Below are 21,170 nucleotides of genomic sequence, written 5' to 3' on the forward strand. Positions count from 1 at the left end.
TTGCGATTCCTGAAAAAATAGAAGAAGCAGAACTTACCTTGCTTCTTTTTCTTTCTCGGATTTATGGTAATAAAGCTACAAAATAATCCAGCATATTAAAAATTTTCAGAAAATATCGACTTTTTCTTGACAGGCCTATGATACTGTGCTAAAATACTAAACAATAAGAAACCATCTCAAAAAAGGAGTTAGTCGAACATGAAGTCAACCCAATCTTCAAACTTTGCTTTGTTGTTGCGTTACTCGGGCTAGTGCAAAAGCATTAGTCCTGTTTGGCTTACCAAGCGGGAGTAAATCAACATCTCGCTTGTTCCTCAAGTGAGATGTTTTTTATTTCACCTATCTTACCTCAAGCTCCGATGGGTAAGAAATGGATTCTAAAGGAGTGACGGGAGTGGGAGTATATCTTGATTTTTCTTAAATCAATTTTCTCATACCGTCTCAGTCATTGAACACGACCTAGAAGTTTGGGAAGAGTTTTTCCTATAGCTATTAACAGGGTCTATGTATCTTAGAAAAGGAGTTGTCTATGACACGCAAAGTTGAGTTTTTTGATACCAGCCTCCGGGATGGTGAGCAGACACCAGGAGTGAATTTCTCTATTAAGGAGAAGGTGGCTATTGTCAAGCAGTTAGAGAAGTGGGGTATTTCAGTCATTGAAGCTGGTTTTCCAGCTGCTAGCCCAGATTCATTTGCGGCGGTGCAAGAGATTGCTAAAGTCATCACTAAAGCTTCCGTCACTGGTCTGGCGCGTTCGGTTAAGTCTGACATTGATGCCTGCTACGAGGCACTCAAGGATGCCAAGCATCCGCAGGTCCATGTTTTTATTGCGACCAGTCCCATTCACAGAGAGTTCAAGCTGAAAAAGTCCAAGGAAGAGATTTTAGAAGCTGTGAAAGAGCATGTCTCCTACGCGCGCTCCAAGTTCGATATAGTCGAGTTTTCACCAGAGGATGCGACGCGAACAGAGCTGGATTTCCTTTTTCAGGTGGTACAAACAGCGGTTGATGCAGGTGCGACTTATATCAATATTCCAGATACAGTCGGTTTTACTACTCCGGAAGAGTTTGCAAATATTTTCGACTACCTAGTGGCAAATGTGACTTCTGATCATAAGGTGGTATTTGGTGTTCATTGTCATGATGACCTTGGTATGGCAACGGCTAATACTTTGACGGCTATCAAGCACGGTGCTGGTCGTGTTCAGGGGACTATCAATGGAATCGGTGAGCGGGCTGGAAATGTAGCACTGGAAGAAGTAGCAGTTGCCTTAGAAATTCGTCAAGACTATTATCAGGTTGAGTCGGATATCGTCCTTAATGAAACCATCAACACTTCTGAGCTGGTGTCCCGCTTCTCAGGTATTCCAGTGCCTAAGAACAAGGCGGTTGTTGGTGGCAATGCCTTCTCTCATGAGTCCGGCATCCATCAGGATGGTGTTCTTAAGAATCCACTGACCTATGAAATCATCACACCTGAGCTGGTTGGAGTCAAGAGCAATTCACTACCGCTTGGCAAACTATCTGGCCGCCATGCCTTTGTCGAAAAACTCAAAGAACTGGCTCTGGACTTTGCGGAATCTGAAATTAATGATCTCTTTGCTAAGTTTAAGGTTTTGGCTGATAAGAAAAATGAAGTCACTGACGCTGATATTCGGGCTCTGATTGCTGGAACGACGGTCGAAAATCCTGAAGGCTTCCACTTTGATGATCTGCAGTTGACGACCAACGACGACCATACCATCACTGCGGATGTGCAGCTGGTAAATAGCGACGGTGAGACGGTCAGCTGTGTGGCGGAAGGCAAGGGAAGCGTCGAAGCAATCTTTAATGCCATTGACCAATTCTTTAACCAGTCTGTTCAGCTCTTGTCTTATAACATTGAAGCGGTAACGGACGGTATTGACTCTCAGGCTCGTGTTTTGGTAACTGTTGAAAATACGGATACAGATACGATTTTCAACTCTTCTGGTATTGACTTTGATGTTCTTAAGGCCAGCGCCATTGCCTATATCCATGCCAACACCTTTGTGCAAAAGGAAAATGCTGGTGAAATCGGTCATCAGGTATCCTATCGCGATCTGCCTGCAAATAATTAGAAGGAAGCGACTATGACAAAAGAAATTGTAGCTCTGGCGGGTGATGGTATCGGCCCAGAAATCATGGAAGCCGGTCTCCAAGTGCTGGCTGCTGTTGCGGACAAGTTCGGTTTTACTTATCATGCTACTGAGAAGGCTTTTGGGGGGGCTGGTATTGATGCGGAAGGTCATCCTCTGCCTCAGTCAACTCTAGAAGCGGCCAAGAAGGCTGATGCTATTCTCCTAGCAGCTATCGGCAGTCCCCAGTATGATAATGCTCCAGTTCGACCGGAGCAAGGCTTGCTGGCTCTGCGCAAGGAGCTTGAACTCTATGCCAATATCCGCCCAGTTAAGATTTTCGATGCTCTTAAGCATTTGTCGCCTTTGAAAGCAGGGCGAATTGCTGGAGTGGACTTCGTAGTCGTGCGCGAGCTGACTGGTGGGATTTACTTTGGTGAGCATATTTTGGAGGATAAATCTGCGCGTGATATCAACGACTACAGCTATGAAGAGGTGGAGCGGATTGTCCGTAAGGCCTTTGTCATTGCGCGTGGTCGCAGAAAGCTTGTGACCAGTATTGACAAGCAAAATGTGCTAGCGACATCCAAACTCTGGCGTAGAGTTGCCGATGAGGTGGCCAAGGATTATTCAGATGTGACCTTGGAGCACCAACTGGTGGACAGCGCTGCGATGCTCATGATTACCAATCCTGCTAAGTTTGATGTTGTGGTAACGGAAAATCTCTTCGGGGATATTCTCTCAGACGAGTCCAGTGTCTTGTCAGGGACGCTGGGAGTTATGCCATCAGCCAGTCATTCGGCAGCTGGACCAAGTCTTTACGAGCCTATCCATGGTTCGGCTCCAGATATTGCAGGGAAAGGCATTGCAAACCCTATCAGTATGATCCTTTCTGTAGCCATGATGCTGCGGGATAGTTTTGCAGAGCTTGAAGCTGCAGAGGCGATTGAAGCAGCGGTTGAGAAGACTTTGGGTCAGGGTGTCTTAACCCGAGATCTGGGCGGTCAGGCAGGAACAGCTCAAATGACGGAGGCAATTATTAAGAACTTATGAAATGGATATTAACGGGTATTTGCCTGCTATGGAACCTTGTCGTTTTCCTGCTTTATGGCTGGGATAAGCGTAAGGCTAAGAAAAATCACTACCGCATTCCAGAGAAGACTTTGCTCTTATCAGCATTGGCAGCCGGAGGTTTGGGCGCTTTATTAGGTGGTCGCCTCTTTCACCACAAGACCAGAAAATGGTATTTCTGGTTGGCTTGGATTTGCGGAATAATAGTGGAAATCGGAATTTTATATTACATATGGAGAAGCTAGTATGGCTGGAAAATCGATTTTTGATAAGCTGTGGGAAAGGCATCTGATAACAGGTGAAGAAGGTCAGCCCCAGCTTATGTATGTGGATCAGCATTATATTCATGAAGTAACCAGCCCTCAGGCTTTTCAAGGTCTTCGAGATGCAGGGCGCAAAGTTAGACGGCCGGATTTGACCTTTGGAACCTTTGACCATAATGTTCCTACGGTCAATATCTATGATATCCGGGATGTTATTTCCAAGGCTCAGATTGATAAACTTTCTGAGAATGTCAAGGATTTTGGCATCGAGCATGCGGCTCACGGATCGGAGTTGCAGGGGATTGTCCATATGGTTGGACCGGAAACGGGCAAGACTCAGCCGGGCAAATTCATCGTCTGCGGTGACAGTCACACGGCCACTCACGGTGCTTTTGGTGCCATTGCTTTTGGAATCGGTACTTCAGAGGTAGAGCACGTTTTTGCCACGCAGACCATTTGGCAGGTCAAGCCTAAGAAAATGTTGGTCAAATTTACCGGAGTGCCACCTAAAGGTGTCTATTCCAAGGACTTTATCCTCGCTCTGATTGCCCGATATGGTGTGGCTGCAGGTGTCGGTCATGTGGTCGAGTATGCTGGTGATGCGATTGATCATCTGACCATGGAAGAGCGCATGACTATCTGCAATATGTCCATTGAGTTTGGCTCTAAGATGGGCATTATGAATCCCGACCAGAAGACCTATGATTATGTTCAAGGACGGCCGGGTGCTCCCAAGGACTTTGAGGCAGCGGTAGCTGATTGGAAGACTCTGGTCAGTGATCCTGATGCTGTCTATGATAAGGTCATTGAGATTGATGTCTCCGAGCTGGCACCTATGGTGACTTGGGGGACCAATCCTTCCATGGGAGTTGAGTTCGGCGCGGCTTTCCCAGAAATCCGTGATATGAACGACGAGCGGGCATACAATTACATGGACCTCTCCCCAGGTAAGAAAGCAGAAGATATTGATCTAGGTTATATTTTTATCGGCTCCTGTACCAATGCCAGACTCAGCGATTTGCAGCTGGCTGCTAAGTTTGTCGCTGGCAAGCATATCGCTCCCAATTTGACAGCTATCGTTGTACCAGGCTCTCGTCCGGTCAAGCGGGCTGCTGAAAAGATGGGACTGGATAAAATTTTCATGGATGCAGGCTTTGAGTGGCGCGATCCGGGTTGCTCCATGTGTCTGGGAATGAATCCAGATAAGGTGCCGGACGGAGTCCACTGTGCCTCTACTAGTAATCGGAACTTTGAGGATCGTCAGGGATTTGGTGCTAAAACCCATCTTTGCAGTCCAGCTATGGCAGCAGCGGCAGCTATTGCTGGGCACTTTGTAGACGTCCGCCAGCTACCGGAGGTCCAGTAAGGAAGTTTTATGGAAAAATTTACAATCTACACGGGGACAACAGTCCCCCTCATGAACGATAATATCGATACGGACCAAATTTTACCCAAGCAGTTTCTCAAGTTGATTGATAAAAAAGGCTTTGGCAAGTACCTCATGTACGCTTGGCGCTATCTGGATAATCAGTACACTGAAGATCCTGATTTCGTCTTTAATAGACCGGAGTACCGCAAGGCGACTATTCTGATTACAGGGGACAATTTTGGAGCGGGTTCCTCTCGGGAGCACGCTGCCTGGGCCTTGGCTGACTATGGCTTCAAGGTAGTTATTGCCGGATCTTTCGGGGATATTCACTACAATAACGAGCTTAATAACGGTATGCTGCCTATCGTCCAGCCGCTCGAAGTGCGGCAAGCCTTGGCTAATCTGAAGCCAACGGATGAAGTGACGGTGGATTTGGAGCAGCAGAAGATTTTTTCACCGGTGGGAGAATTCTCTTTTGACATTGATGGAGAATGGAAGCACAAGCTCCTCAACGGTCTGGATGACATCGGCATTACGCTGCAATATGAGGATTTGATTACGAAATATGAAAAAAATCGTCCATCTTATTGGCAGTAACCTTATTTTTGCTATATTGAGAAAATTCTGAAAAAACCTTGTCTCCGATAAAAATATATGGTAAAATAAATCTTAATTTAATAGAAAAGGAAGAAACTTATGACAAAACACATTCAATGGAACGGACAGCTTTCACAAGAAGGTTATGACATCTTGAAAGGCGATGGCGGCTGTATCGTTTGCCCGACCAAGGTGGGTTACATCATCATGACTAGCGATAGAGCTGGCTTGGAGCGTAAGTTCGAAGCTAAGGCTCGTAACCGTAATAAGCCAGGTGTTGTCCTCTGTGGCAGTATGGATGAGCTCCGTGCTTTGGCTCAGCTGAATCCGGAAATTGAAGCTTTTTATCAAAAGCATTGGGATGAAGACATCCTCTTGGGCTGTATCCTACCATGGAAGCCAGAAGCTTTTGAAAAGCTCAAGGCCTTTGGCGACGGTCGGGAAGAGCTGATGACAGATGTTCGTGGCACTAGCTGTTTTGTTATTAAGTTTGGTAAGGCGGGCGAGCAGCTGGCAGCTAAGCTTTGGGAAGAAGGCAAGATGGTTTATGCTTCCTCAGCCAACCCATCCGGTAAAGGAAACCGCGGCAAGGTAGAAGGAATTGGCGAGCGCATCGAAAATGCTGTTGACTTAGTCATTGAAGCAGATGATTATGTAGCTTCTATCCAGCCAGACAAGACCATTGAAACTCGCTATGAGCAAGGTGTTATGGTCTCAATGGTTGACAAGGATGGAAAATTGATTCCAGAACAAGGTGGGCAACGTTCCATCTCACCAGCACCAGTGGTCATCCGCAAAGGCTTGGACATTGACAAAATCATGATGCACCTGTCTGATACTTTCAACTCATGGGATTACCGTCAGGGTGAATATTACTAAGATAAAAAGAAGCTCAGTGTGGGAGAGGTATTTCCTCATTACACTGGGTTTTTTAGTTTGAAACTTTAATTTTAAATTCTTTACCAAGTTTAAAATTATTTCTAAACAGAACAAAATTCTTGATAGTTGAAATCACAAGTGTTACAATGGAACCGTTCGTTTTGGATGATAATGGATTGATTGTAGAGCATTGGGACAATAAAGAAGTCATGCCTAAGGTAGAAGACTTGACGAATCGAGGGAAGTTTTAAATTGAGGACAAAGAATGATTGAATATAAAAATGTAGCGCTACGCTATACAGAAAAGGATGTCTTGAGAGATGTCAACTTACAGATTGAGGATGGAGAGTTCATGGTTTTAGTGGGTCCTTCTGGGTCCGGTAAGACAACCATGCTCAAGATGATCAACCGACTTTTAGAGCCAACAGATGGCAACATCTATATGGATGATAAGAGAATCAAAGACTATGATGAGCGTGAACTCCGCCTTTCTACTGGTTATGTCTTACAAGCGATCGCCCTCTTTCCAAACCTAACTGTGGCTGAAAATATTGCTCTCATTCCTGAGATGAAAGGATGGCGCAAAGCAGATATTCAGCAGAAGACAGCTGAATTGCTCGAGTTAGTAGGCTTGCCTGCTGAAGACTATGCTCAGCGTATGCCGAGTGAGCTGTCTGGCGGTGAGCAGCAACGGGTGGGCATTGTCCGTGCCATTATCGCCCAACCCAAAATCCTACTGATGGACGAGCCTTTTTCAGCTCTTGATGCTATCTCGCGTAAGCAATTGCAGAGCTTGACTAAGAGTATCCATGACCAGTTTGGGATGACGACAATCTTTGTGACCCATGATACGGACGAGGCTTTAAAGCTGGGGAATCGGATTGCTGTTTTACAGGATGGGGAGATTCGTCAAGTGGCAACACCTGAGGAAATCTTATCTGCTCCTGCGACTAACTTCGTAGCAGATTTGTTTGGAGGTGTTCAACATGGCTAATTTGTTTTCTACCTTTCAGGATCGCTTTGGCGAATGGTTGGCAGCCTTAGGGCAACATCTCCAGCTGTCTCTTCTGACCTTACTAGTGGCCATCTTCCTGACCATTCCGCTCGCTATCTATCTTCATAGTCATAAAAAAGCAGCCAATTGGGTGCTGCAAATTGCAGGAATCTTTCAAACCATTCCTTCAATGGCTTTGTTGGGACTTTTTATCCCTCTTATGGGGATTGGTACACTGCCGGCACTGACTGCTCTGGTGATTTACGCTATTTTCCCGATTTTAGAAAATACTGTTACTGCTTTGAATGGGATTGATCCTAGTTTAGAGGAAGCTGGAATCGCTTTTGGGATGACCAAGTGGGAGCGGCTCAAAAAGTTTGAACTGCCTCTAGCTATGCCCGTCATCGTGTCAGGAGTTCGGACGGCAACGGTTATGATTATCGGGACAGCAACTCTAGCAGCCCTTGTCGGAGCTGGCGGACTAGGTTCCTTTATCCTTCTTGGAATTGATCGTCGCAATGCCAGTCTGATCTTGATTGGAGCTATTTCATCTGCAGTTTTGGCCATTCTTTTCAACAGTCTCCTTAAATGGATGGAAAAGGCTAAGCTTCGGACGGTATTTACAGCTTTTGCGGTCTTAACCCTCGGCCTCGGCGCTTCTTATACACCCAGTCTAATTCCCAAGCAGGAGAAGGATCATCTGGTTATTGCTGGGAAATTAGGTCCAGAGCCAGAAATTCTCATGAATATGTATAAACTCCTCATCGAGGAAAATACTGATATGACTGTGACAGTCAAGCCAAACTTTGGTAAGACAGACTTCCTTTATCAAGCTCTAAAAAAAGGTGATATTGATATCTATCCTGAGTTTACCGGTACGATTACTGGAACTCTCTTACAGCCTGCTCCAAAGGTCAGCAATGATGCTGAAGAAGTTTTTGAAGTAGCGCGTGATGGCATTAAGAAACAGGACAATCTAGTCTTGCTCAATCAGATGGCTTATCAAAATACCTATGCTATCGCAGTACCTAAGAGTGTCGCCAAAGAATACAATCTTAAAACCATCTCTGATCTTAAAGCAGTCGAAGACAAGCTCAAGGCAGGGTTTACCTTGGAATTTAACGACCGTGAAGATGGAAACAAGGGTTTGCAATCTGTCTATGGACTGAATCTCAATGTGTCAACCATGGAGCCAGCCCTTCGCTACCAAGCTATCCAGTCGGGTGATATTCAAATCACGGATGCCTATTCGACTGACGCAGAACTTGCGCGTTATGATTTACAAGTTTTAGAAGACGATAAACATCTTTTCCCTCCTTATCAAGGAGCCCCTCTCATGAAGGCTGAATTGCTAGAAAAACACCCTGAATTGGAAGGTATTCTCAATAAGCTGGCTGGTAAAATTACAGAAAGCCAGATGAGCCAGATGAATTATCAAGTTGGCATTGAGGGCAAAAAGGCGGAAGCTGTTGCGCGTGACTATCTGGTCAAGGAAGGACTTTTAAAAAATAATAAGTAAAAGAGTTAGACTTGTAAGGTCTAGCTTTTTTGCTTACTTGTGGATAGACAGACTGCGGATTTGAAGGAGATGTGTTTATCTCTTAGTCAGGAAATCTTCATCCATTTTTGGTATAATAAAGTATCAATGCATGGAGGTGTTTCGATGGCATCTAGTCAAGAATATTTGGATTTTATCCTGAAGCAACTGCAGGGCTTAGGTCAAGAAATTAGCTTTCGCAAGATGATGGGAGAGTATTTGCTCTATTATCGAGGGCGCTTATTTGGCGGGATTTATGACAATCGCCTGATGGTCAAGCCGGTCCAGCCAGCTCTGGATTTTTTTGAAAATCCGATTTATGAGTCTCCTTATCCAGGCGCAAAACCAATGCTTCATATAGAAGAAGTAGAAGATGCTGCCTTTCTCTGCAGTTTGATTGAAGCTGCCTATCCTGCCTTACCAGCACCTAAAAAGAAAAAATAGACTTTCCTTTACAATAGATATTCTAAAAAGTTGCCGTTTAAATAGACATTTTTTAAATTTTCCTTTATAATGGACTTAAAGGAGGTTTGGTATGCTTTATATTGCTCTTATTGGAGATTTAATTGAATCCAAACAGCTGAAAAATCGTAAGCAGGCCCAGAAGGACCTGCAGGACATGATGGCAGTGCTAAATCAGGATTATCGGGATTATCTGGTGTCACCTTTCACGGTAACGACTGGAGATGAGTTTCAGGCTTTGCTGCGGCCTAATCCAGAGATCATGCAGCTCCTTGATCAGATTGCCTTGGGTTTTCCTCATCCGATTCGCTTTGGACTTGGCCTAGGGGAGATTGTGACGGACATCAATCGGGAGCAGAGTATTGGTGCGGACGGTCCGGCCTACTGGAGGGCCCGCGCAGCCATTGAGGCTGTTCACGAGAAGAACGACTACGGCAGCAGCCGTATAGCTGTATCCTTGGGAGATGAAGAGCTCAGTCAGGCGGTCAATACGGTGCTGGCAGCTACTTCCTTTATCCAGAGTAAGTGGAATACCAGTCAGAGAGAGGTTCTGGAGCGGATGCTCATGGAATATATCTATGACGAGAATTTTTCTCATGGGGAAATAGCAGAGCTGCTGCAGATTAGTCCCAGTGCGCTTAGTAAGCGGCTCAAGTCGTCTGGACTGAAGATTTATCTGAGAAATCGCCGTTTAGCTATGAGAATGATTCTACAGGCAGCAAAGGAGGCTGAAGAATGACAAATTTTATGGGATTTTCAGAATTTTTCACGCAGAATCCGATTCTTGTACTTACTTTGCTGGCTCATGTACTAGCTGATTTTCAGCTTCAAAGTCAGAAAATGGCCGACCTCAAAAGCCGGCGGATGAATTTCTTAATTCTCCATTTGGGAATTGTTCTCTTGCCCTTGTTCCTCTTGGGCCTCATCTTACCTAATTATCTGCTATATTTCACCTTGGTCTGGCTCAGTCATGCGCTTATTGACTTCTTGAAGAATAGGTTGAATTCATCAATTGTCCGCCATCATGCTCAAAAGTCAGCCTTTTTACTGGATCAGATCTTGCATCTGATTAGCATTTTTGCTCTTTATTTTCTCTTAGGACAGCAGCAAATTCCAGCTCCTAATTGGCTGTCTGAGCGCTACCTCATGCTACAGGCTCTCTTTTTCTTCGCCCTTACTGGTAAGCCGATTAATATCCTCTTTAAACTCTTCTTCAGCAAGTATCAGGCGGGGGAAGACAGTGGAGAGACTATTGCGGGGGCTGGTGCCATGATTGGGATATTAGAGCGCTTGATTATGGGACTTTCTCTTATTTTCGGGCAGTTTACTGCCATTGGGTTAGTCTTTACGGCTAAGTCTATCGCCCGCTATAATAAGATTTCAGAAAGCCAGTCCTTTGCTGAATACTACCTGATTGGTTCGCTTTTCAGTATGATTGCAGTCCTGCTTGTTTACGGCTGTCTTTATTGGTAAAAATAAATAAAAAAACAGATCATCATAGCAAGAATGGTCTGTTTTTATGTTCTTATCTGTAACTCTACTCAATCATGGTATTGACAGCAGTGCCTGTTTGGTAGTCAATCTCTGCATTTGGAGAGACATTGTCCAGGATGACATGAGACATTCCGTCTTCATCAATTGTTTCCTTGCCCCCTAGCTGGATGCTGACAATATTGCCTTCTGCGTCAAGTCCGACATACTGGAGCTCAATCTGGCGAGGAAGAAGCTCATTGTCCGTGTAAATCGGAGTAACCTTGTAATCCAGCCAATAATCAGGATTTTCCTCTAACCAGCGCTCCAAGCGATGTTCATAATAGAGCATGCTATCTGGGTTATTGTCATCCAGTCCTTGGAAACTGCCAGAGTTGAGCCAAGCGGTCATTGGAACGAGGTTTTTCCCTTCATTATTGAGGCCGCTGAAAGTAAAGCCAATCAGGTGAGCGCGATTCATGAGCCAAGCCCGATCATCTCCATTTCCGTAGTAAAATTTGTAATTGTGCCAACCGATTGGATTGTATGTGACCTTGGTCTCCTTTTTCTTTTTGGCTTTGTGTTGCTCCTGCATTTGAACATGAGCAGCAGTAGCCCGACCGTATTTGTCCTTTTTCCCAAGCTTTAGCTGATACTCTCCGTTCAACTCCAGAGTGCCAATAGCTGTTTCATCGCTATGGTTAAGCAGCTGGACCTTAATCTGGTTCTTCTGATTAGCAGCAACATTTTCTGCAGGAAGAGCCTGTGAAAGTAACAACAAAGAGCCGGCTGACAGGACAAGCCAAGTGCCAAACCTAAACTTTTTCATAAAGAACTCCTTTTAAATAATATATCTCCGACATCATTCTACTAAAAAATAGATTGTTTGACAACTAAAACTTTTCAAAAATATTACAAAAATAAATATCTGTTCAATAAGTGCGAGATTTGACTCGGATGTGTATTTTTCCTATAATCATAACTAGAGAAAACGCTTGTATAAATTACCTAAGGAGGTGCTTATGAGTCCATCTTTAGAGGAAATGTCACTCGAGGAGCTGTGGCAGCTTTTTCCGATTTTTCTGAGAGAGCATGATGCAGCGTGGAAAGATTGGTATGAGGCGGAACGACTTCGGCTCTTGAGTTTTATGCCAGAACATCAGATTGTTCGTCTTAGCCATATTGGCTCAACATCGGTAGAGACCATTTGGGCCAAGCCAATAGTGGATATCTTATTGGAAATTCCCATAGAAACAGATATGGCGGCAATGAGAGAGTCGCTGCTGCAAAATGGTTATCTGCTCATGTCAGAAAGCAAGGGGCGGATGTCATTTAATAAAGGCTACACACCGAGTGGTTTTGCCGAGCGGGTTTTCCATCTGCATCTGCGCTATGAAGGCGATCATGATGAACTGTACTTTAGAGACTATTTGCAGGAGCACCATGCTGTAGCTAAAGACTATGAAAAGCTCAAGCTGTCCTTGTGGAAGCAATACGAGCACAATCGTGATGCCTATACAGAGGCGAAAACGGATTTTATCAAGAAGTATACAGAAGAAGCCAAAAGGCTTTATGGTGGAAGATATGAGAGGGAAGACGTATGAGTTATCTAGCCATAATTAGCCTTTTAATTATTCTTGCTTTTCTTTACTTAATGTACCAATCAAAAAGGCCGTCCGGCTTGGTTGGGTTATGGATGATGAAATAATGGAATCGTGTTTATATGCCCATGGTTGTTTGGGCGGTCAGTCAGCTGGATCATAAGAAGCGATATAATGCTATTTTGGATGTTGGAGTTGGAAATGGAGCTTCCTCGAAATATTTGAAAAAGCACTTTCCTAATAGCCAAGTGTTGGGGATTGATATTTCTTCTACGGCCATCAGAGCAGCTGAAAAATTGGCTGAGCCTGGCCTATCTTTCGAGGTAAAAAATGTTGAGAAAACAAATCTTCCATTTGAGGAATTTGATTTGATTACAGCCTTTCAGACTCATTTTCATTGGCAAAATCTAACTCAGTCCTTCCTAGAACTTAAGCGGATTCTTAAGCCAGATGGAATCATCTTACTGGCATGTGAATGGAGCAAATTAGCTTACTACCTACCAGACTTTAGAAAGCAAGAAAAATTTGAAAACTATTTGATAAACTTGGATTTACATCTCATCGATAGTCAAAAAAAGGGCCAATGGATTATTTATAAAATTAGGAAAAAATAAGGAGGTATCCTATGAAACAATTATTTTTATGTTCTTATTTTGCGGGAGTCAAGGACTTGTTCAGACAATATGCGTCTGAAAAGCAATTGGGCAATCAGGTACTTTTTATCCCGACGGCTGGAAATGTAGAAGACTACAGGGGTTATATTGACGAAGCCCTGCAGTCCTTTGCAGAGTTGGGATTTCAAGTAGAGGTCTTGGATATTTCAGCTTGTGATAGAGAAACGGCTCAGGCTAAAATTTTCCAAAGCAAACTCCTCTATGTCTCTGGCGGCAATACTTTTTATCTTCTGCAAGAACTAAAGAAAAAGCAGCTTTTGTTCTTGATAAAAGAACAAATTGCAGACGGCATGGTCTATGTGGGAGAATCTGCTGGCGCTGTTATCACTGCTGAGGATATTGACTACATCAGACTTATGGACGATAAGGAAGTAGCAGGGGAACTGTCTGATACGGTGGCGTTAAAGGAGGCAGATTTTTATCTTCTTCCTCATGTCGGAGAAGAACCCTTTGCTGAAAGTGCTCAGGCAATCCTAGATACTTATGGAGACAAGCTTAATTTACTGCCTCTTAATAATCGTCAAGCAGTGCTGGTGGAGGATGAGGAAGTGAAGGTTTTGGAGGAGGAATAAAATATTTTTGCCACGAATTTTAACAAAAGGTCTATAAAAAGTAAGAAAAGCTTGGTTGAAGCAACCAGCTTTTTTGCTATACTAACAGTGTAATCATAAAAAGGAGATTAAAAAATGATTTCTAAAAATATTGCTATTTTAAGAAAAAGAGAGAATATTTCTCAGGAAAAACTGGCCGAGGAAATAGGTGTATCAAGGCAGACTATAGCAAAATGGGAAGCAGGAGAAAGCGTTCCAGATGTGATTTATTCCTCTCAATTAGCTGATTTTTTTGATGTGAGTTTGGATGAACTAGTACATTTAGAGAGCAATTTATTGACAACTCCTAGTATCAAAGGGAAATATATTTTTGGAACAGTAACGGTGGGTGAGCGTGGTGAAATCCACTTACCCCCTCGGTCACGAAATATTTTTCAAATAAAAGCGGGAGATCAGCTTCTTTTGCTAGGAGATGAAAATCAAGGATTGGCGTTATTAGATCCGAATTTTTTTCTAGAAACTCCTAAGTATTTTTCAGAAAAGTAGCAGGCAATGAATGAAAAGGACAATGATGTTAGTTATTTTGATATTGATAGCTGTTATATTGGTAAGTGCAGGGTGGTTTGCTTATCGTAATCTTCACTATGATAAGGCTAATCTTAAATATATCCGACAAGCTGGGATGATAGAAAAGCAAGTGACTTTACCAGATGGATCTCTTATAAATTATGGCGAAGGTCCCAAAAATGGTCCTCCTTTACTCCTGATCCATGGCCAGCAAGTATCTTGGGAGGACTACGCCAAGGTTTTTGGAGAATTGTCTAAGCGATATCATGTATATGCAGTAGATTGTTATGGACATGGTGGGTCTAGTAAAAATCCTGCTAAATATTCAGTACTGGAAAATAGTCAGGATTTCATTTGGTTTATTCATAATATTATAAAAGCTCCTGTGTTCATTTCAGGACATTCATCAGGAGGGCTTCTTGCAACAATGGTAGCTGCACTAGCTCCTGATACTGTTAGAGGACTATTGATAGAAGATGCACCGTTTTTTTCAACAGAGCCTAGTCGAGCATTTTCTACTTTTTCTTGGTTAGGATTTAAAGATATGTATGATTTCTTAAAAAGCGGTAAAAAAATTATACTGCCTATTTTTTAGAACATACTTATTTAAAAAAAATTTTTGGTGAGAAAAATTTTAATAAAATTGTCAAAAAACCAGCTCTGAACTATATGAAAAATCATCCAGGAAAGATTCCTAGAATTTGGTACTATCCGCCAGAATTACAAGTGAATCTCATCTATGACTTAACAGCTAATTTACAGGATGGAACAGGAAATTACGATCTTCGTTTTGGCACAACGTTTTATGATTTTTCTTGGTTCAAGGGATTTGAACAGGAAGAAATCTTGAAAAAAGTTCAATGTCCATCTATATTGCTTCATGTGGCTCGGCCTTTGAATCAGAAAAAATACTATGATAAAAATGGGGTTCTCTTGAGTGCTATGGATGACAAAGATGCTAAGCAAGTAGACAAACTTTTGTTGAACAATCATCTAATAGATAATATCAAGAGTGGGCATGATATTCATGTTGAAAAACCTGAGATTTTTATTCGGGCGATTGATGATTTACAAAAAAGGTGTAAATAGAATCTTAAAGGTGAGAGATTATTTTACTTGATCTATTGGGATTTTCACTTGACGAAAAGTTTAAAGTATATTTTAGTTGTGCTTCTTATTTTTATTTCAAAAACAGTCATAAGACTGTTTTTTTGATATAATAGACTCTATGAACACAAAAGAAAAAATTTCAAATTATCAACTTTTACTGGCTCAGCTAGAAGCCTTGTTGGAGGATGAGACCAATGCTTTAGCCAATCTTTCCAATGCTAGCGCCTTGCTCAATCAAGCCTTGCCTAATTCTGTTTTTACTGGTTTCTATCTTTTTGATGGGAGTGAGCTGATTTTGGGGCCTTTTCAGGGCGGTGTTTCCTGTGTCCATATTGCGCTAGGCAAGGGTGTCTGTGGGGAATCTGCGGAGAAAGAGCAGACGATTATCGTAGATGATGTGACCCAGCATGCCAACTATATCTCTTGTGACAGCAGAGCGAAAAGCGAAATTGTGGTGCCCATGGTAAAAGACGGTCGACTGCTTGGAGTGCTGGATTTGGACTCAGCCTTGACGGGTGATTATGATGACGTAGACCAGGAATATCTGGAAAAATTTGTCCATATTTTGCTTGAAAAAACAACTTGGAATTTTGAAATGTTTGGAGAAAAAGCCTAATGTATCAAGCTTTATATCGAAAGTACCGCAGTCAGACCTTTGGTCAGCTGGTGGGGCAGCAGGTAGTAGCCACCACCTTGCGGCAGGCTGTTGAGCAAGAGAAAATCAGCCATGCCTATCTTTTTTCTGGCCCGCGTGGAACAGGAAAGACCAGCGTTGCCAAGATTTTTGCTAAGGCTATGAACTGTCCGAATCAAAAGGATGGTGAGCCCTGCAATGACTGCTATATCTGTCAGGCCATCACTGAGGGGAGCCTTGAAGACGTCATCGAAATTGATGCGGCTTCTAATAATGGGGTAGATGAGATTCGTGACATTCGGGACAAGTCCACCTATGCGCCCAGTCTAGCCAAGCACAAGGTCTATATCATTGACGAGGTGCACATGCTTTCGACTGGGGCTTTTAATGCCTTGCTCAAGACCTTGGAAGAGCCAACGGAAAATGTGGTCTTTATCCTAGCGACGACAGAGCTGCATAAGATTCCAGCGACCATTCTTTCCCGTGTCCAGCGTTTTGAGTTTAAGTCTATCAAGACGCAGGACATTATTGGTCATATTGAGTGGATTTTGGAGCAGGAAGGGATTGATTTTGAGCAGGAAGGTGTGCAGATTATTGCCCGTCGAGCTGAGGGCGGTATGCGGGACGCCTTGTCTATCCTCGATCAGGCTCTTAGCTTAACTCAAGAAAATCGTTTGACCACTGATATTGCTGAAGAAATCACTGGATCTATCAGCTTGGGAGCCTTGGATGCCTATGTAGCTGCTTTGATTGCTCATGATGCAGTTGCAGCCTTGGATAATCTCAATCTGATTTTTGATAGCGGTAAAAACATGGCTCGTTTTGTGACGGACCTCCTGCAATATCTGCGTGATCTAATCATTGTCAAAACTGGCGGGGAGAATCATCATGCTAGTGAGATCTTTCTGGAAAATCTCAAGACACCGCAGGAGACTCTCTTTGCCATGATTGATATGGCGACCAAGAGTTTGGCAGACATCAAGAACAGCCTGCAGCCTAAGATTTATACAGAGATGATGACCATTCGACTGGCAGAGATCAGCAGCCATCCTATGGTGGCAGCAATTCCGAATAATCTAGCCGATGAGCTTAAGGGATTGAGACAAGAAATTGATAGTCTTAAGCAGCAGCTGGCTAATGGCAATGGAAAACCTGCAGCAGCTGTCAAAACTTCGGATATTCGACCGCAGAAATCTAAGGGCTACCGAGCAGACCGCAATAAGGTCAATGCTATCCTAGAAGAGGCTCTTGACAATCCTAGTCTGGCTCGCAGCAATCTGACTAAGCTGCAGAATGCTTGGGGTGAGATTATTGAAAGTCTGGCTGGAGCTGACAAGGCCTTGCTGGCAGGCTCGCAACCGGTGGCGGCTAACGAAAGCCACGCTATCTTAGCTTTTGAGTCTAATTTCAACGCTGAGCAGACCATGAAGCGGGACAATCTCAATACCATGTTTGGCAATATCCTCAGCAATGCGGCAGGATTTTCACCTGAGATTTTGGCTATTTCATTGGAAGAGTGGACCAAGATTCGGGCGGATTTTTCGGCTCGCAGCCGCAATGGTAAGGCAGAGGTTGAAGAGAAGGAAGAAGAAAGCTTGATTCCAGAGGGATTTGACTTTTTAGCAGAAAAAATTACCATTCAAGAGGACTAAAAAAAGATTTTTCTAGGTTTTCGTGTTATAATAAAACTATGAACAGACGACAATTTATTGTAATGGCTGTTTTTACGGCCTTAGAGACCTATTTTTTCAATGAATCCATCATGGCGGGGCGCTATTTCATGGCTGCTTTCTGGGCAGTTTTGGTGCTGCGCAATCTGCAGATTTCCTATGTCATGGGGCGGATTGTGGATGAAATCGATAAACATTTAGGACCGAAATAATGAAAACAGGACTGAGTCATTAAGACTTAGTCCTTTTGAAATGAATTTTTTTGATTACCAGCTGGTCAGCGAGACTTCGCCGCTATTAAGCCAGATTTCCTGACCATTATCAAGCTGAATGAGGAGTTGACCACTGTCTGAGATGTCTTTGGCCAAACCTTGGTAGTCTGAGCCTTTTTGGCTGAAGGTCACTTGCCGTCCCAGAACCAAGGAGCGTTGCTTGTAGAGGTAGATGAGCTCTTCTGGGTCACTTTCGTAGAAGCATTTCCAAATCTCGGCAATGAGCTCATTGCGACTAATGGCTGGTTTCTCTTCAAAGAGGGAGCCGGCTTTTTCTTTGATGTCGGCTGGAAAGTCTGTAATGAAAAAATTAAAACCAACACCGATGATGACATCGGTGACGAGTCCTGTCTCAATAGAAGTCGTAGCCTCAGTTAAGATGCCGGAAATTTTCTTGTTTCGATAGTAAATGTCATTAACCCACTTGATATCAATCTCCATGAGGGTTAGATTTTTCACCGCCTTGTAGATAGCTCCCGCAGTCAAGATAGTATAGGAGGGGAGCTGGTCGAAGGGGAGGTTGGGCTTGAGGTGGAGAGACATGTAAAAGCCGCCCTGGCTGGGGCAGAAGAAGGAACGACCAAAACGGCCACGGCCTGCGGATTGAGCAGCGGCCAGATAGAGAGTGTTGGCCGGTCGTCCGGCCTCCATGCCAGCCTTGGCATCCATCTGAGTGGATTGGCAGTCAGGATTGAAGGAGACCTGAACAGGAGAGTGGGCTTCAATCCAGTCAGGAATCAGTAGATCACCGGCTGTCAATCGATAGCCCCGGTTTTTGACGGATTCGATTTGAATTCCTTCTTTCTCCAATTTTTGAATGGCCTTCCAAATGGAAGTTCGTGAAATGCCCAATTCTTGGGCTATTTTTTCGCCGTTGACATAGTCGTCAGCCTGGCTGAGGATATCAAAGAGTTTTTCGTAGGTTTTCATAGGAGGTCTTTCTAGCTTAAAAGCTGCTTTCTCTTAGTGTCAGCTTGGTAGAGAGCTTAATCATGTAAGGGATGGAGCTTTCGTCAGTTTTGATCATCTGGTCCAGTATCTGCAGAGCTTGCTTACCCATCTCCTCTGTAAATACTGTCACAGTACTGAGAGGCGGATAGACGTATTTGGCAATGGATGTATCATTAAAGGAAATAATCTGGACATCTTGGGGAACAGCTATTCCCGCTTCCTGAAGAGCACGGAGAGCACCGACTGCCAGAGCATCGCTGGCAATAAAGAGTGCTTTGGGCATCCGCTCTTTTTGCTGGTCAATCATGTCTTTCATCAGCTGGTAGCCAGACTCAGAGGAGAATTTGCCTATCTTGACATAAGTTGGCTGATAAAGATCTTTGTCACTAAGGTAACGGCAGAAGCAGGGCAAGCGTGGGTCATCAAGACTTATCGTTCCGTCTGCCGTTTCTTCGCGTCCAGCAATCATCCCGATTTCTCGTATGCCCTGCTCAAGAAAATGGTCGAGAACATGGGTAACGGCATGTTCAAAATCCGTTGTCACACAGCTATGGCCTTGGTCTAGCGTATCGCTATCCACGAAAACCAAAGGAGGACTGTATTGCTCCAGCTCCTGCACTTGCTTGGTGCTGAATTTTCCAATGGCAATGATGCCGTCAATCTGTTCTAGCTGGCTCAGAGAATCGTTGTTGAAAATCCGTACGATATCATAGCCCAGTTCCTGGGCTTTCTTTTCAATGCCTAAGCGGATGGAGTAGTAGTAAAGATCATCCAGCTCTTCTAGCTCAGTGTACCATTCCACGATGGCAATGCGATGGGTTTGAGGTGGAGTCTTTTTCTGTCTGTTGCTTTTTTTGTAGTTGAGCTGTTCAGCGATATTGAAAATCTTCTTACGCGTCTCATCGCTGACAGACATGGACTTGTCATAGTTCAAAACCCGCGAAACAGTTGCGGAAGAAACACCAGCAGTCTGGGCGATATCTTTGATAGTAGCCATTTGATTTGGTCCTTTTTAATTTACTGTCTACATAAATTATAACTCAAAAATTAGTAAATAACAAAGAAGAATTTAGTAAATATTTGCCATGTATTAAATTAAGTAAAATTTTACTAAATTTATTGAAGTTTTACTCGGAAACGGTTATAATAAATATAAGAAAACGATTACAAAGTCAATCATTCATTTTAAAGGAGTTTAGCTTATGTCAAACCTAATTTCAGCGGAGCAAGTCCGCGCAGATTTTGCCAAAGTTTTTGGAGTAGAGTCGGATCACACTTTCTTTTCACCCGGTCGGATCAATCTGATTGGAGAGCATACCGACTATAACGGCGGCCATGTCTTTCCTGCAGCAATTTCTCTAGGAACTTATGGAGCGGCTCGCAAGCGTGATGACCAGCTCTTGCGATTCTTCTCAGGAAATTTTGAAGAAAAAGGGATTATTGAAGTGCCGCTGGAAAACCTTCACTTTGAACCTGAGCATAACTGGACCAACTATCCAAAAGGAGTTCTGCATTTTCTGCAGGAGGCAGGCCATACGATTGACCGAGGCATGGATGTCTATGTTTATGGAAATATTCCCAATGGATCAGGCTTGTCGTCTTCAGCATCACTTGAGCTCCTAACGGGTGTCATTGCTGAGAAACTTTTTGATTTGAACTTGGAACGTTTGGACCTAGTGAAAATCGGTAAATTAACTGAGAATGAATTTATCGGGGTTAATTCTGGTATTATGGATCAGTTTGCTATCGGAATGGGTGCTGACCAGCGGGCTATTTACTTAGATACAAATACTCTTGAGTATGACTTGGTTCCGCTTGATCTCAAGGACAATGTAGTAGTGATTATGAATACCAACAAGCGTCGTGAGCTGGCGGATTCTAAGTACAATGAACGCCGTGCGGAGTGCGAAAAAGCTGTTGAAGAACTTAACCGCAAGCTGTCTATTGCAACTCTGGGCGAGTTGGATGAGTGGTTCTTTGATGAGTACAGCTATCTGATAGAGGACGAAAATCGTCTCAAACGGGCTCGCCATGCTGTTTTGGAAAATCAACGAACTTTACAAGCGCGGGCAGCTTTGCAGGCAGGCGATCTTGACAAGTTTGGCCGTCTCATGAATGCGTCTCATGTTTCATTGGAGCATGACTATGAAGTGACCGGCCTAGAGCTGGACACCTTGGTTCATACGGCCTGGGAGCAAGAAGGTGTTCTGGGGGCTCGTATGACCGGAGCTGGCTTCGGTGGCTGCGCCATTGCTTTAGTTGCTAAGGATACGGTGGACACTTTCAAAGAAAATGTCGGCCGCAAGTATCAAGAAGTCGTCGGCTATGCCCCTAGCTTTTACATTGCAGAAGTAGCTGGCGGAAGCCGAGTGCTGGACTAAATCACAGAAAAGGAACTTGAGT

23 protein-coding genes and 2 pseudogenes are annotated in these 21,170 nt (G+C 43.7%); 22 read left to right on the top strand and 3 right to left on the bottom strand.

Annotated features, from left to right (window positions below; translation table 11 throughout):
* The first annotated feature begins 529 nt into the window (after window positions 1-529).
* The 12 genes and pseudogenes from HMPREF9389_RS03795 (at window position 530) to HMPREF9389_RS03750 (ending at window position 10,740) form a co-directional block, all read left to right on the top strand.
* Entirely contained in the window at window positions 530-2,098 is a 1,569-nt protein-coding gene (locus tag HMPREF9389_RS03795; protein ID WP_002930196.1) for a 2-isopropylmalate synthase, read from the top strand.
* A gap of 12 nt (window positions 2,099-2,110) precedes the next feature.
* Window positions 2,111-3,148: a 3-isopropylmalate dehydrogenase gene (leuB, locus tag HMPREF9389_RS03790; protein ID WP_002930199.1), complete on the top strand. Its 1,038-nt coding sequence runs from the start codon at window positions 2,111-2,113 to the stop codon at window positions 3,146-3,148.
* Window positions 3,145-3,411, top strand: coding sequence for a DUF1294 domain-containing protein (locus tag HMPREF9389_RS03785; RefSeq protein ID WP_002895724.1), 267 nt, complete (start codon window positions 3,145-3,147; stop codon window positions 3,409-3,411). The genes leuB and HMPREF9389_RS03785 overlap by 4 nt, the downstream gene beginning before the upstream one ends.
* Window position 3,412: 1 nt before the next feature.
* Window positions 3,413-4,795, top strand: coding sequence for a 3-isopropylmalate dehydratase large subunit (leuC, locus tag HMPREF9389_RS03780; protein ID WP_002930201.1), 1,383 nt, complete (start codon window positions 3,413-3,415; stop codon window positions 4,793-4,795).
* 9 nt (window positions 4,796-4,804) lie between these two features.
* Window positions 4,805-5,395 carry a 3-isopropylmalate dehydratase small subunit gene (gene leuD / locus HMPREF9389_RS03775; protein WP_002930202.1) on the top strand — a complete coding sequence of 197 codons (591 nt, stop codon included), beginning with the start codon at window positions 4,805-4,807 and terminating at the stop codon, window positions 5,393-5,395.
* A gap of 99 nt (window positions 5,396-5,494) precedes the next feature.
* Complete coding sequence (locus HMPREF9389_RS03770) at window positions 5,495-6,274, top strand: L-threonylcarbamoyladenylate synthase (protein ID WP_002930204.1); 780 nt, start codon at window positions 5,495-5,497, stop codon at window positions 6,272-6,274.
* 167 nt (window positions 6,275-6,441) lie between these two features.
* Window positions 6,442-6,525, top strand: a pseudogene (locus tag HMPREF9389_RS12390) (polyketide cyclase); the annotation flags it as partial.
* A 14-nt stretch (window positions 6,526-6,539) separates the two neighbouring features.
* Complete coding sequence (locus HMPREF9389_RS03765) at window positions 6,540-7,268, top strand: ABC transporter ATP-binding protein (protein ID WP_002930205.1); 729 nt, start codon at window positions 6,540-6,542, stop codon at window positions 7,266-7,268.
* Complete coding sequence (locus HMPREF9389_RS03760) at window positions 7,261-8,787, top strand: ABC transporter permease/substrate-binding protein (protein WP_002930208.1); 1,527 nt, start codon at window positions 7,261-7,263, stop codon at window positions 8,785-8,787. Before HMPREF9389_RS03765 ends, HMPREF9389_RS03760 begins: the two co-directional genes overlap by 8 nt.
* Before the next feature lie 144 nt (window positions 8,788-8,931).
* A complete protein-coding gene (locus HMPREF9389_RS0111330; protein WP_032906504.1) occupies window positions 8,932-9,249 on the top strand; it encodes a TfoX/Sxy family protein in 318 nt (105 codons plus the stop codon).
* A 91-nt stretch (window positions 9,250-9,340) separates the two neighbouring features.
* On the top strand, window positions 9,341-10,006 hold the full coding sequence (locus tag HMPREF9389_RS03755; RefSeq protein WP_002930212.1) for a SatD family protein: 666 nt from the start codon (window positions 9,341-9,343) through the stop codon (window positions 10,004-10,006).
* Window positions 10,003-10,740, top strand: a complete 738-nt coding sequence (locus tag HMPREF9389_RS03750; RefSeq protein WP_002930214.1) for a DUF3307 domain-containing protein — start codon at window positions 10,003-10,005, stop codon at window positions 10,738-10,740. The genes HMPREF9389_RS03755 and HMPREF9389_RS03750 overlap by 4 nt, the downstream gene beginning before the upstream one ends.
* A gap of 64 nt (window positions 10,741-10,804) precedes the next feature.
* Here HMPREF9389_RS03750 and HMPREF9389_RS03745 read toward each other — a convergent pair whose 3' ends face one another.
* Window positions 10,805-11,566, bottom strand: a complete 762-nt coding sequence (locus HMPREF9389_RS03745) for a DNA/RNA non-specific endonuclease (protein ID WP_002930216.1) — start codon at window positions 11,564-11,566, stop codon at window positions 10,805-10,807.
* A 193-nt stretch (window positions 11,567-11,759) separates the two neighbouring features.
* On the opposite strand from HMPREF9389_RS03745, the gene HMPREF9389_RS03740 reads away from it, so the two are divergent.
* The 9 genes and pseudogenes from HMPREF9389_RS03740 (at window position 11,760) to HMPREF9389_RS03715 (ending at window position 17,756) form a co-directional block, all read left to right on the top strand.
* Window positions 11,760-12,341, top strand: a complete 582-nt coding sequence (locus HMPREF9389_RS03740) for a GrpB family protein (RefSeq protein WP_002930218.1) — start codon at window positions 11,760-11,762, stop codon at window positions 12,339-12,341.
* A pseudogene (locus tag HMPREF9389_RS0111335) lies at window positions 12,338-12,952 on the top strand (class I SAM-dependent methyltransferase). The gene HMPREF9389_RS03740 and the pseudogene HMPREF9389_RS0111335 overlap by 4 nt, the downstream one beginning before the upstream one ends.
* A gap of 11 nt (window positions 12,953-12,963) precedes the next feature.
* Window positions 12,964-13,584: a Type 1 glutamine amidotransferase-like domain-containing protein gene (locus tag HMPREF9389_RS03735; protein ID WP_002930221.1), complete on the top strand. Its 621-nt coding sequence runs from the start codon at window positions 12,964-12,966 to the stop codon at window positions 13,582-13,584.
* Between the two features lie 114 nt (window positions 13,585-13,698).
* Window positions 13,699-14,109, top strand: coding sequence for a helix-turn-helix domain-containing protein (locus HMPREF9389_RS03730; protein ID WP_002930222.1), 411 nt, complete (start codon window positions 13,699-13,701; stop codon window positions 14,107-14,109).
* 10 nt (window positions 14,110-14,119) lie between these two features.
* On the top strand, window positions 14,120-14,725 hold the full coding sequence (locus tag HMPREF9389_RS12240) for an alpha/beta fold hydrolase (protein WP_002930223.1): 606 nt from the start codon (window positions 14,120-14,122) through the stop codon (window positions 14,723-14,725).
* Window positions 14,726-14,799: 74 nt separating this feature from the next.
* Entirely contained in the window at window positions 14,800-15,219 is a 420-nt protein-coding gene (locus HMPREF9389_RS12245) for a hypothetical protein (RefSeq protein ID WP_002930224.1), read from the top strand.
* Window positions 15,220-15,358: 139 nt separating this feature from the next.
* Complete coding sequence (locus HMPREF9389_RS03725; protein ID WP_002930225.1) at window positions 15,359-15,856, top strand: GAF domain-containing protein; 498 nt, start codon at window positions 15,359-15,361, stop codon at window positions 15,854-15,856.
* Window positions 15,856-17,526, top strand: a complete 1,671-nt coding sequence (dnaX, locus tag HMPREF9389_RS03720) for a DNA polymerase III subunit gamma/tau (RefSeq protein WP_002930227.1) — start codon at window positions 15,856-15,858, stop codon at window positions 17,524-17,526. The genes HMPREF9389_RS03725 and dnaX overlap by 1 nt, the downstream gene beginning before the upstream one ends.
* 38 nt (window positions 17,527-17,564) lie before the next feature.
* Window positions 17,565-17,756: a DUF3272 domain-containing protein gene (locus HMPREF9389_RS03715; protein WP_002895701.1), complete on the top strand. Its 192-nt coding sequence runs from the start codon at window positions 17,565-17,567 to the stop codon at window positions 17,754-17,756.
* A gap of 54 nt (window positions 17,757-17,810) precedes the next feature.
* On the opposite strand, the gene birA is transcribed toward HMPREF9389_RS03715, so the two are convergent.
* Together birA and HMPREF9389_RS03705 are read right to left on the bottom strand one after the other, a co-directional pair.
* Complete coding sequence (birA, locus tag HMPREF9389_RS03710; protein ID WP_002930229.1) at window positions 17,811-18,746, bottom strand: bifunctional biotin--[acetyl-CoA-carboxylase] ligase/biotin operon repressor BirA; 936 nt, start codon at window positions 18,744-18,746, stop codon at window positions 17,811-17,813.
* Between the two features lie 16 nt (window positions 18,747-18,762).
* Window positions 18,763-19,764 (bottom strand): LacI family DNA-binding transcriptional regulator, encoded by a 1,002-nt coding sequence (locus HMPREF9389_RS03705; RefSeq protein ID WP_002930230.1) that lies wholly within the window; start codon window positions 19,762-19,764, stop codon window positions 18,763-18,765.
* Between the two features lie 205 nt (window positions 19,765-19,969).
* Between HMPREF9389_RS03705 and HMPREF9389_RS03700 the strand changes: the two genes are divergently transcribed.
* A complete protein-coding gene (locus HMPREF9389_RS03700) occupies window positions 19,970-21,148 on the top strand; it encodes a galactokinase (protein WP_002930231.1) in 1,179 nt (392 codons plus the stop codon).
* Window positions 21,149-21,170: the final 22 nt, after the last annotated feature.

Origin of the sequence: Streptococcus sanguinis SK355 (genome assembly GCF_000212855.1) — a bacterium.
Classification (GTDB): domain Bacteria; phylum Bacillota; class Bacilli; order Lactobacillales; family Streptococcaceae; genus Streptococcus; species Streptococcus sanguinis_A.

Excerpts from the sequence above, each read along its gene's own strand:
- HMPREF9389_RS03795 (WP_002930196.1), top strand. The coding sequence starts at position 530 with ATGACACGCAAAGTTGAGTTTTTTGATACCAGCCTCCGGGATGGTGAG.
- leuB (WP_002930199.1), top strand. The coding sequence starts at position 2,111 with ATGACAAAAGAAATTGTAGCTCTGGCGGGTGATGGTATCGGCCCAGAA.
- HMPREF9389_RS03785 (WP_002895724.1), top strand. The coding sequence starts at position 3,145 with ATGAAATGGATATTAACGGGTATTTGCCTGCTATGGAACCTTGTCGTT.
- leuC (WP_002930201.1), top strand. The coding sequence starts at position 3,413 with ATGGCTGGAAAATCGATTTTTGATAAGCTGTGGGAAAGGCATCTGATA.
- leuD (WP_002930202.1), top strand. The coding sequence starts at position 4,805 with ATGGAAAAATTTACAATCTACACGGGGACAACAGTCCCCCTCATGAAC.
- HMPREF9389_RS03770 (WP_002930204.1), top strand. The coding sequence starts at position 5,495 with ATGACAAAACACATTCAATGGAACGGACAGCTTTCACAAGAAGGTTAT.
- HMPREF9389_RS03765 (WP_002930205.1), top strand. The coding sequence starts at position 6,540 with ATGATTGAATATAAAAATGTAGCGCTACGCTATACAGAAAAGGATGTC.
- HMPREF9389_RS03760 (WP_002930208.1), top strand. The coding sequence starts at position 7,261 with ATGGCTAATTTGTTTTCTACCTTTCAGGATCGCTTTGGCGAATGGTTG.
- HMPREF9389_RS0111330 (WP_032906504.1), top strand. The coding sequence starts at position 8,932 with ATGGCATCTAGTCAAGAATATTTGGATTTTATCCTGAAGCAACTGCAG.
- HMPREF9389_RS03755 (WP_002930212.1), top strand. The coding sequence starts at position 9,341 with ATGCTTTATATTGCTCTTATTGGAGATTTAATTGAATCCAAACAGCTG.
- HMPREF9389_RS03750 (WP_002930214.1), top strand. The coding sequence starts at position 10,003 with ATGACAAATTTTATGGGATTTTCAGAATTTTTCACGCAGAATCCGATT.
- HMPREF9389_RS03745 (WP_002930216.1), bottom strand. The coding sequence starts at position 11,566 with ATGAAAAAGTTTAGGTTTGGCACTTGGCTTGTCCTGTCAGCCGGCTCT.
- HMPREF9389_RS03740 (WP_002930218.1), top strand. The coding sequence starts at position 11,760 with ATGAGTCCATCTTTAGAGGAAATGTCACTCGAGGAGCTGTGGCAGCTT.
- HMPREF9389_RS03735 (WP_002930221.1), top strand. The coding sequence starts at position 12,964 with ATGAAACAATTATTTTTATGTTCTTATTTTGCGGGAGTCAAGGACTTG.
- HMPREF9389_RS03730 (WP_002930222.1), top strand. The coding sequence starts at position 13,699 with ATGATTTCTAAAAATATTGCTATTTTAAGAAAAAGAGAGAATATTTCT.
- HMPREF9389_RS12240 (WP_002930223.1), top strand. The coding sequence starts at position 14,120 with ATGAAAAGGACAATGATGTTAGTTATTTTGATATTGATAGCTGTTATA.
- HMPREF9389_RS12245 (WP_002930224.1), top strand. The coding sequence starts at position 14,800 with ATGAAAAATCATCCAGGAAAGATTCCTAGAATTTGGTACTATCCGCCA.
- HMPREF9389_RS03725 (WP_002930225.1), top strand. The coding sequence starts at position 15,359 with ATGAACACAAAAGAAAAAATTTCAAATTATCAACTTTTACTGGCTCAG.
- dnaX (WP_002930227.1), top strand. The coding sequence starts at position 15,856 with ATGTATCAAGCTTTATATCGAAAGTACCGCAGTCAGACCTTTGGTCAG.
- HMPREF9389_RS03715 (WP_002895701.1), top strand. The coding sequence starts at position 17,565 with ATGAACAGACGACAATTTATTGTAATGGCTGTTTTTACGGCCTTAGAG.
- birA (WP_002930229.1), bottom strand. The coding sequence starts at position 18,746 with ATGAAAACCTACGAAAAACTCTTTGATATCCTCAGCCAGGCTGACGAC.
- HMPREF9389_RS03705 (WP_002930230.1), bottom strand. The coding sequence starts at position 19,764 with ATGGCTACTATCAAAGATATCGCCCAGACTGCTGGTGTTTCTTCCGCA.
- HMPREF9389_RS03700 (WP_002930231.1), top strand. The coding sequence starts at position 19,970 with ATGTCAAACCTAATTTCAGCGGAGCAAGTCCGCGCAGATTTTGCCAAA.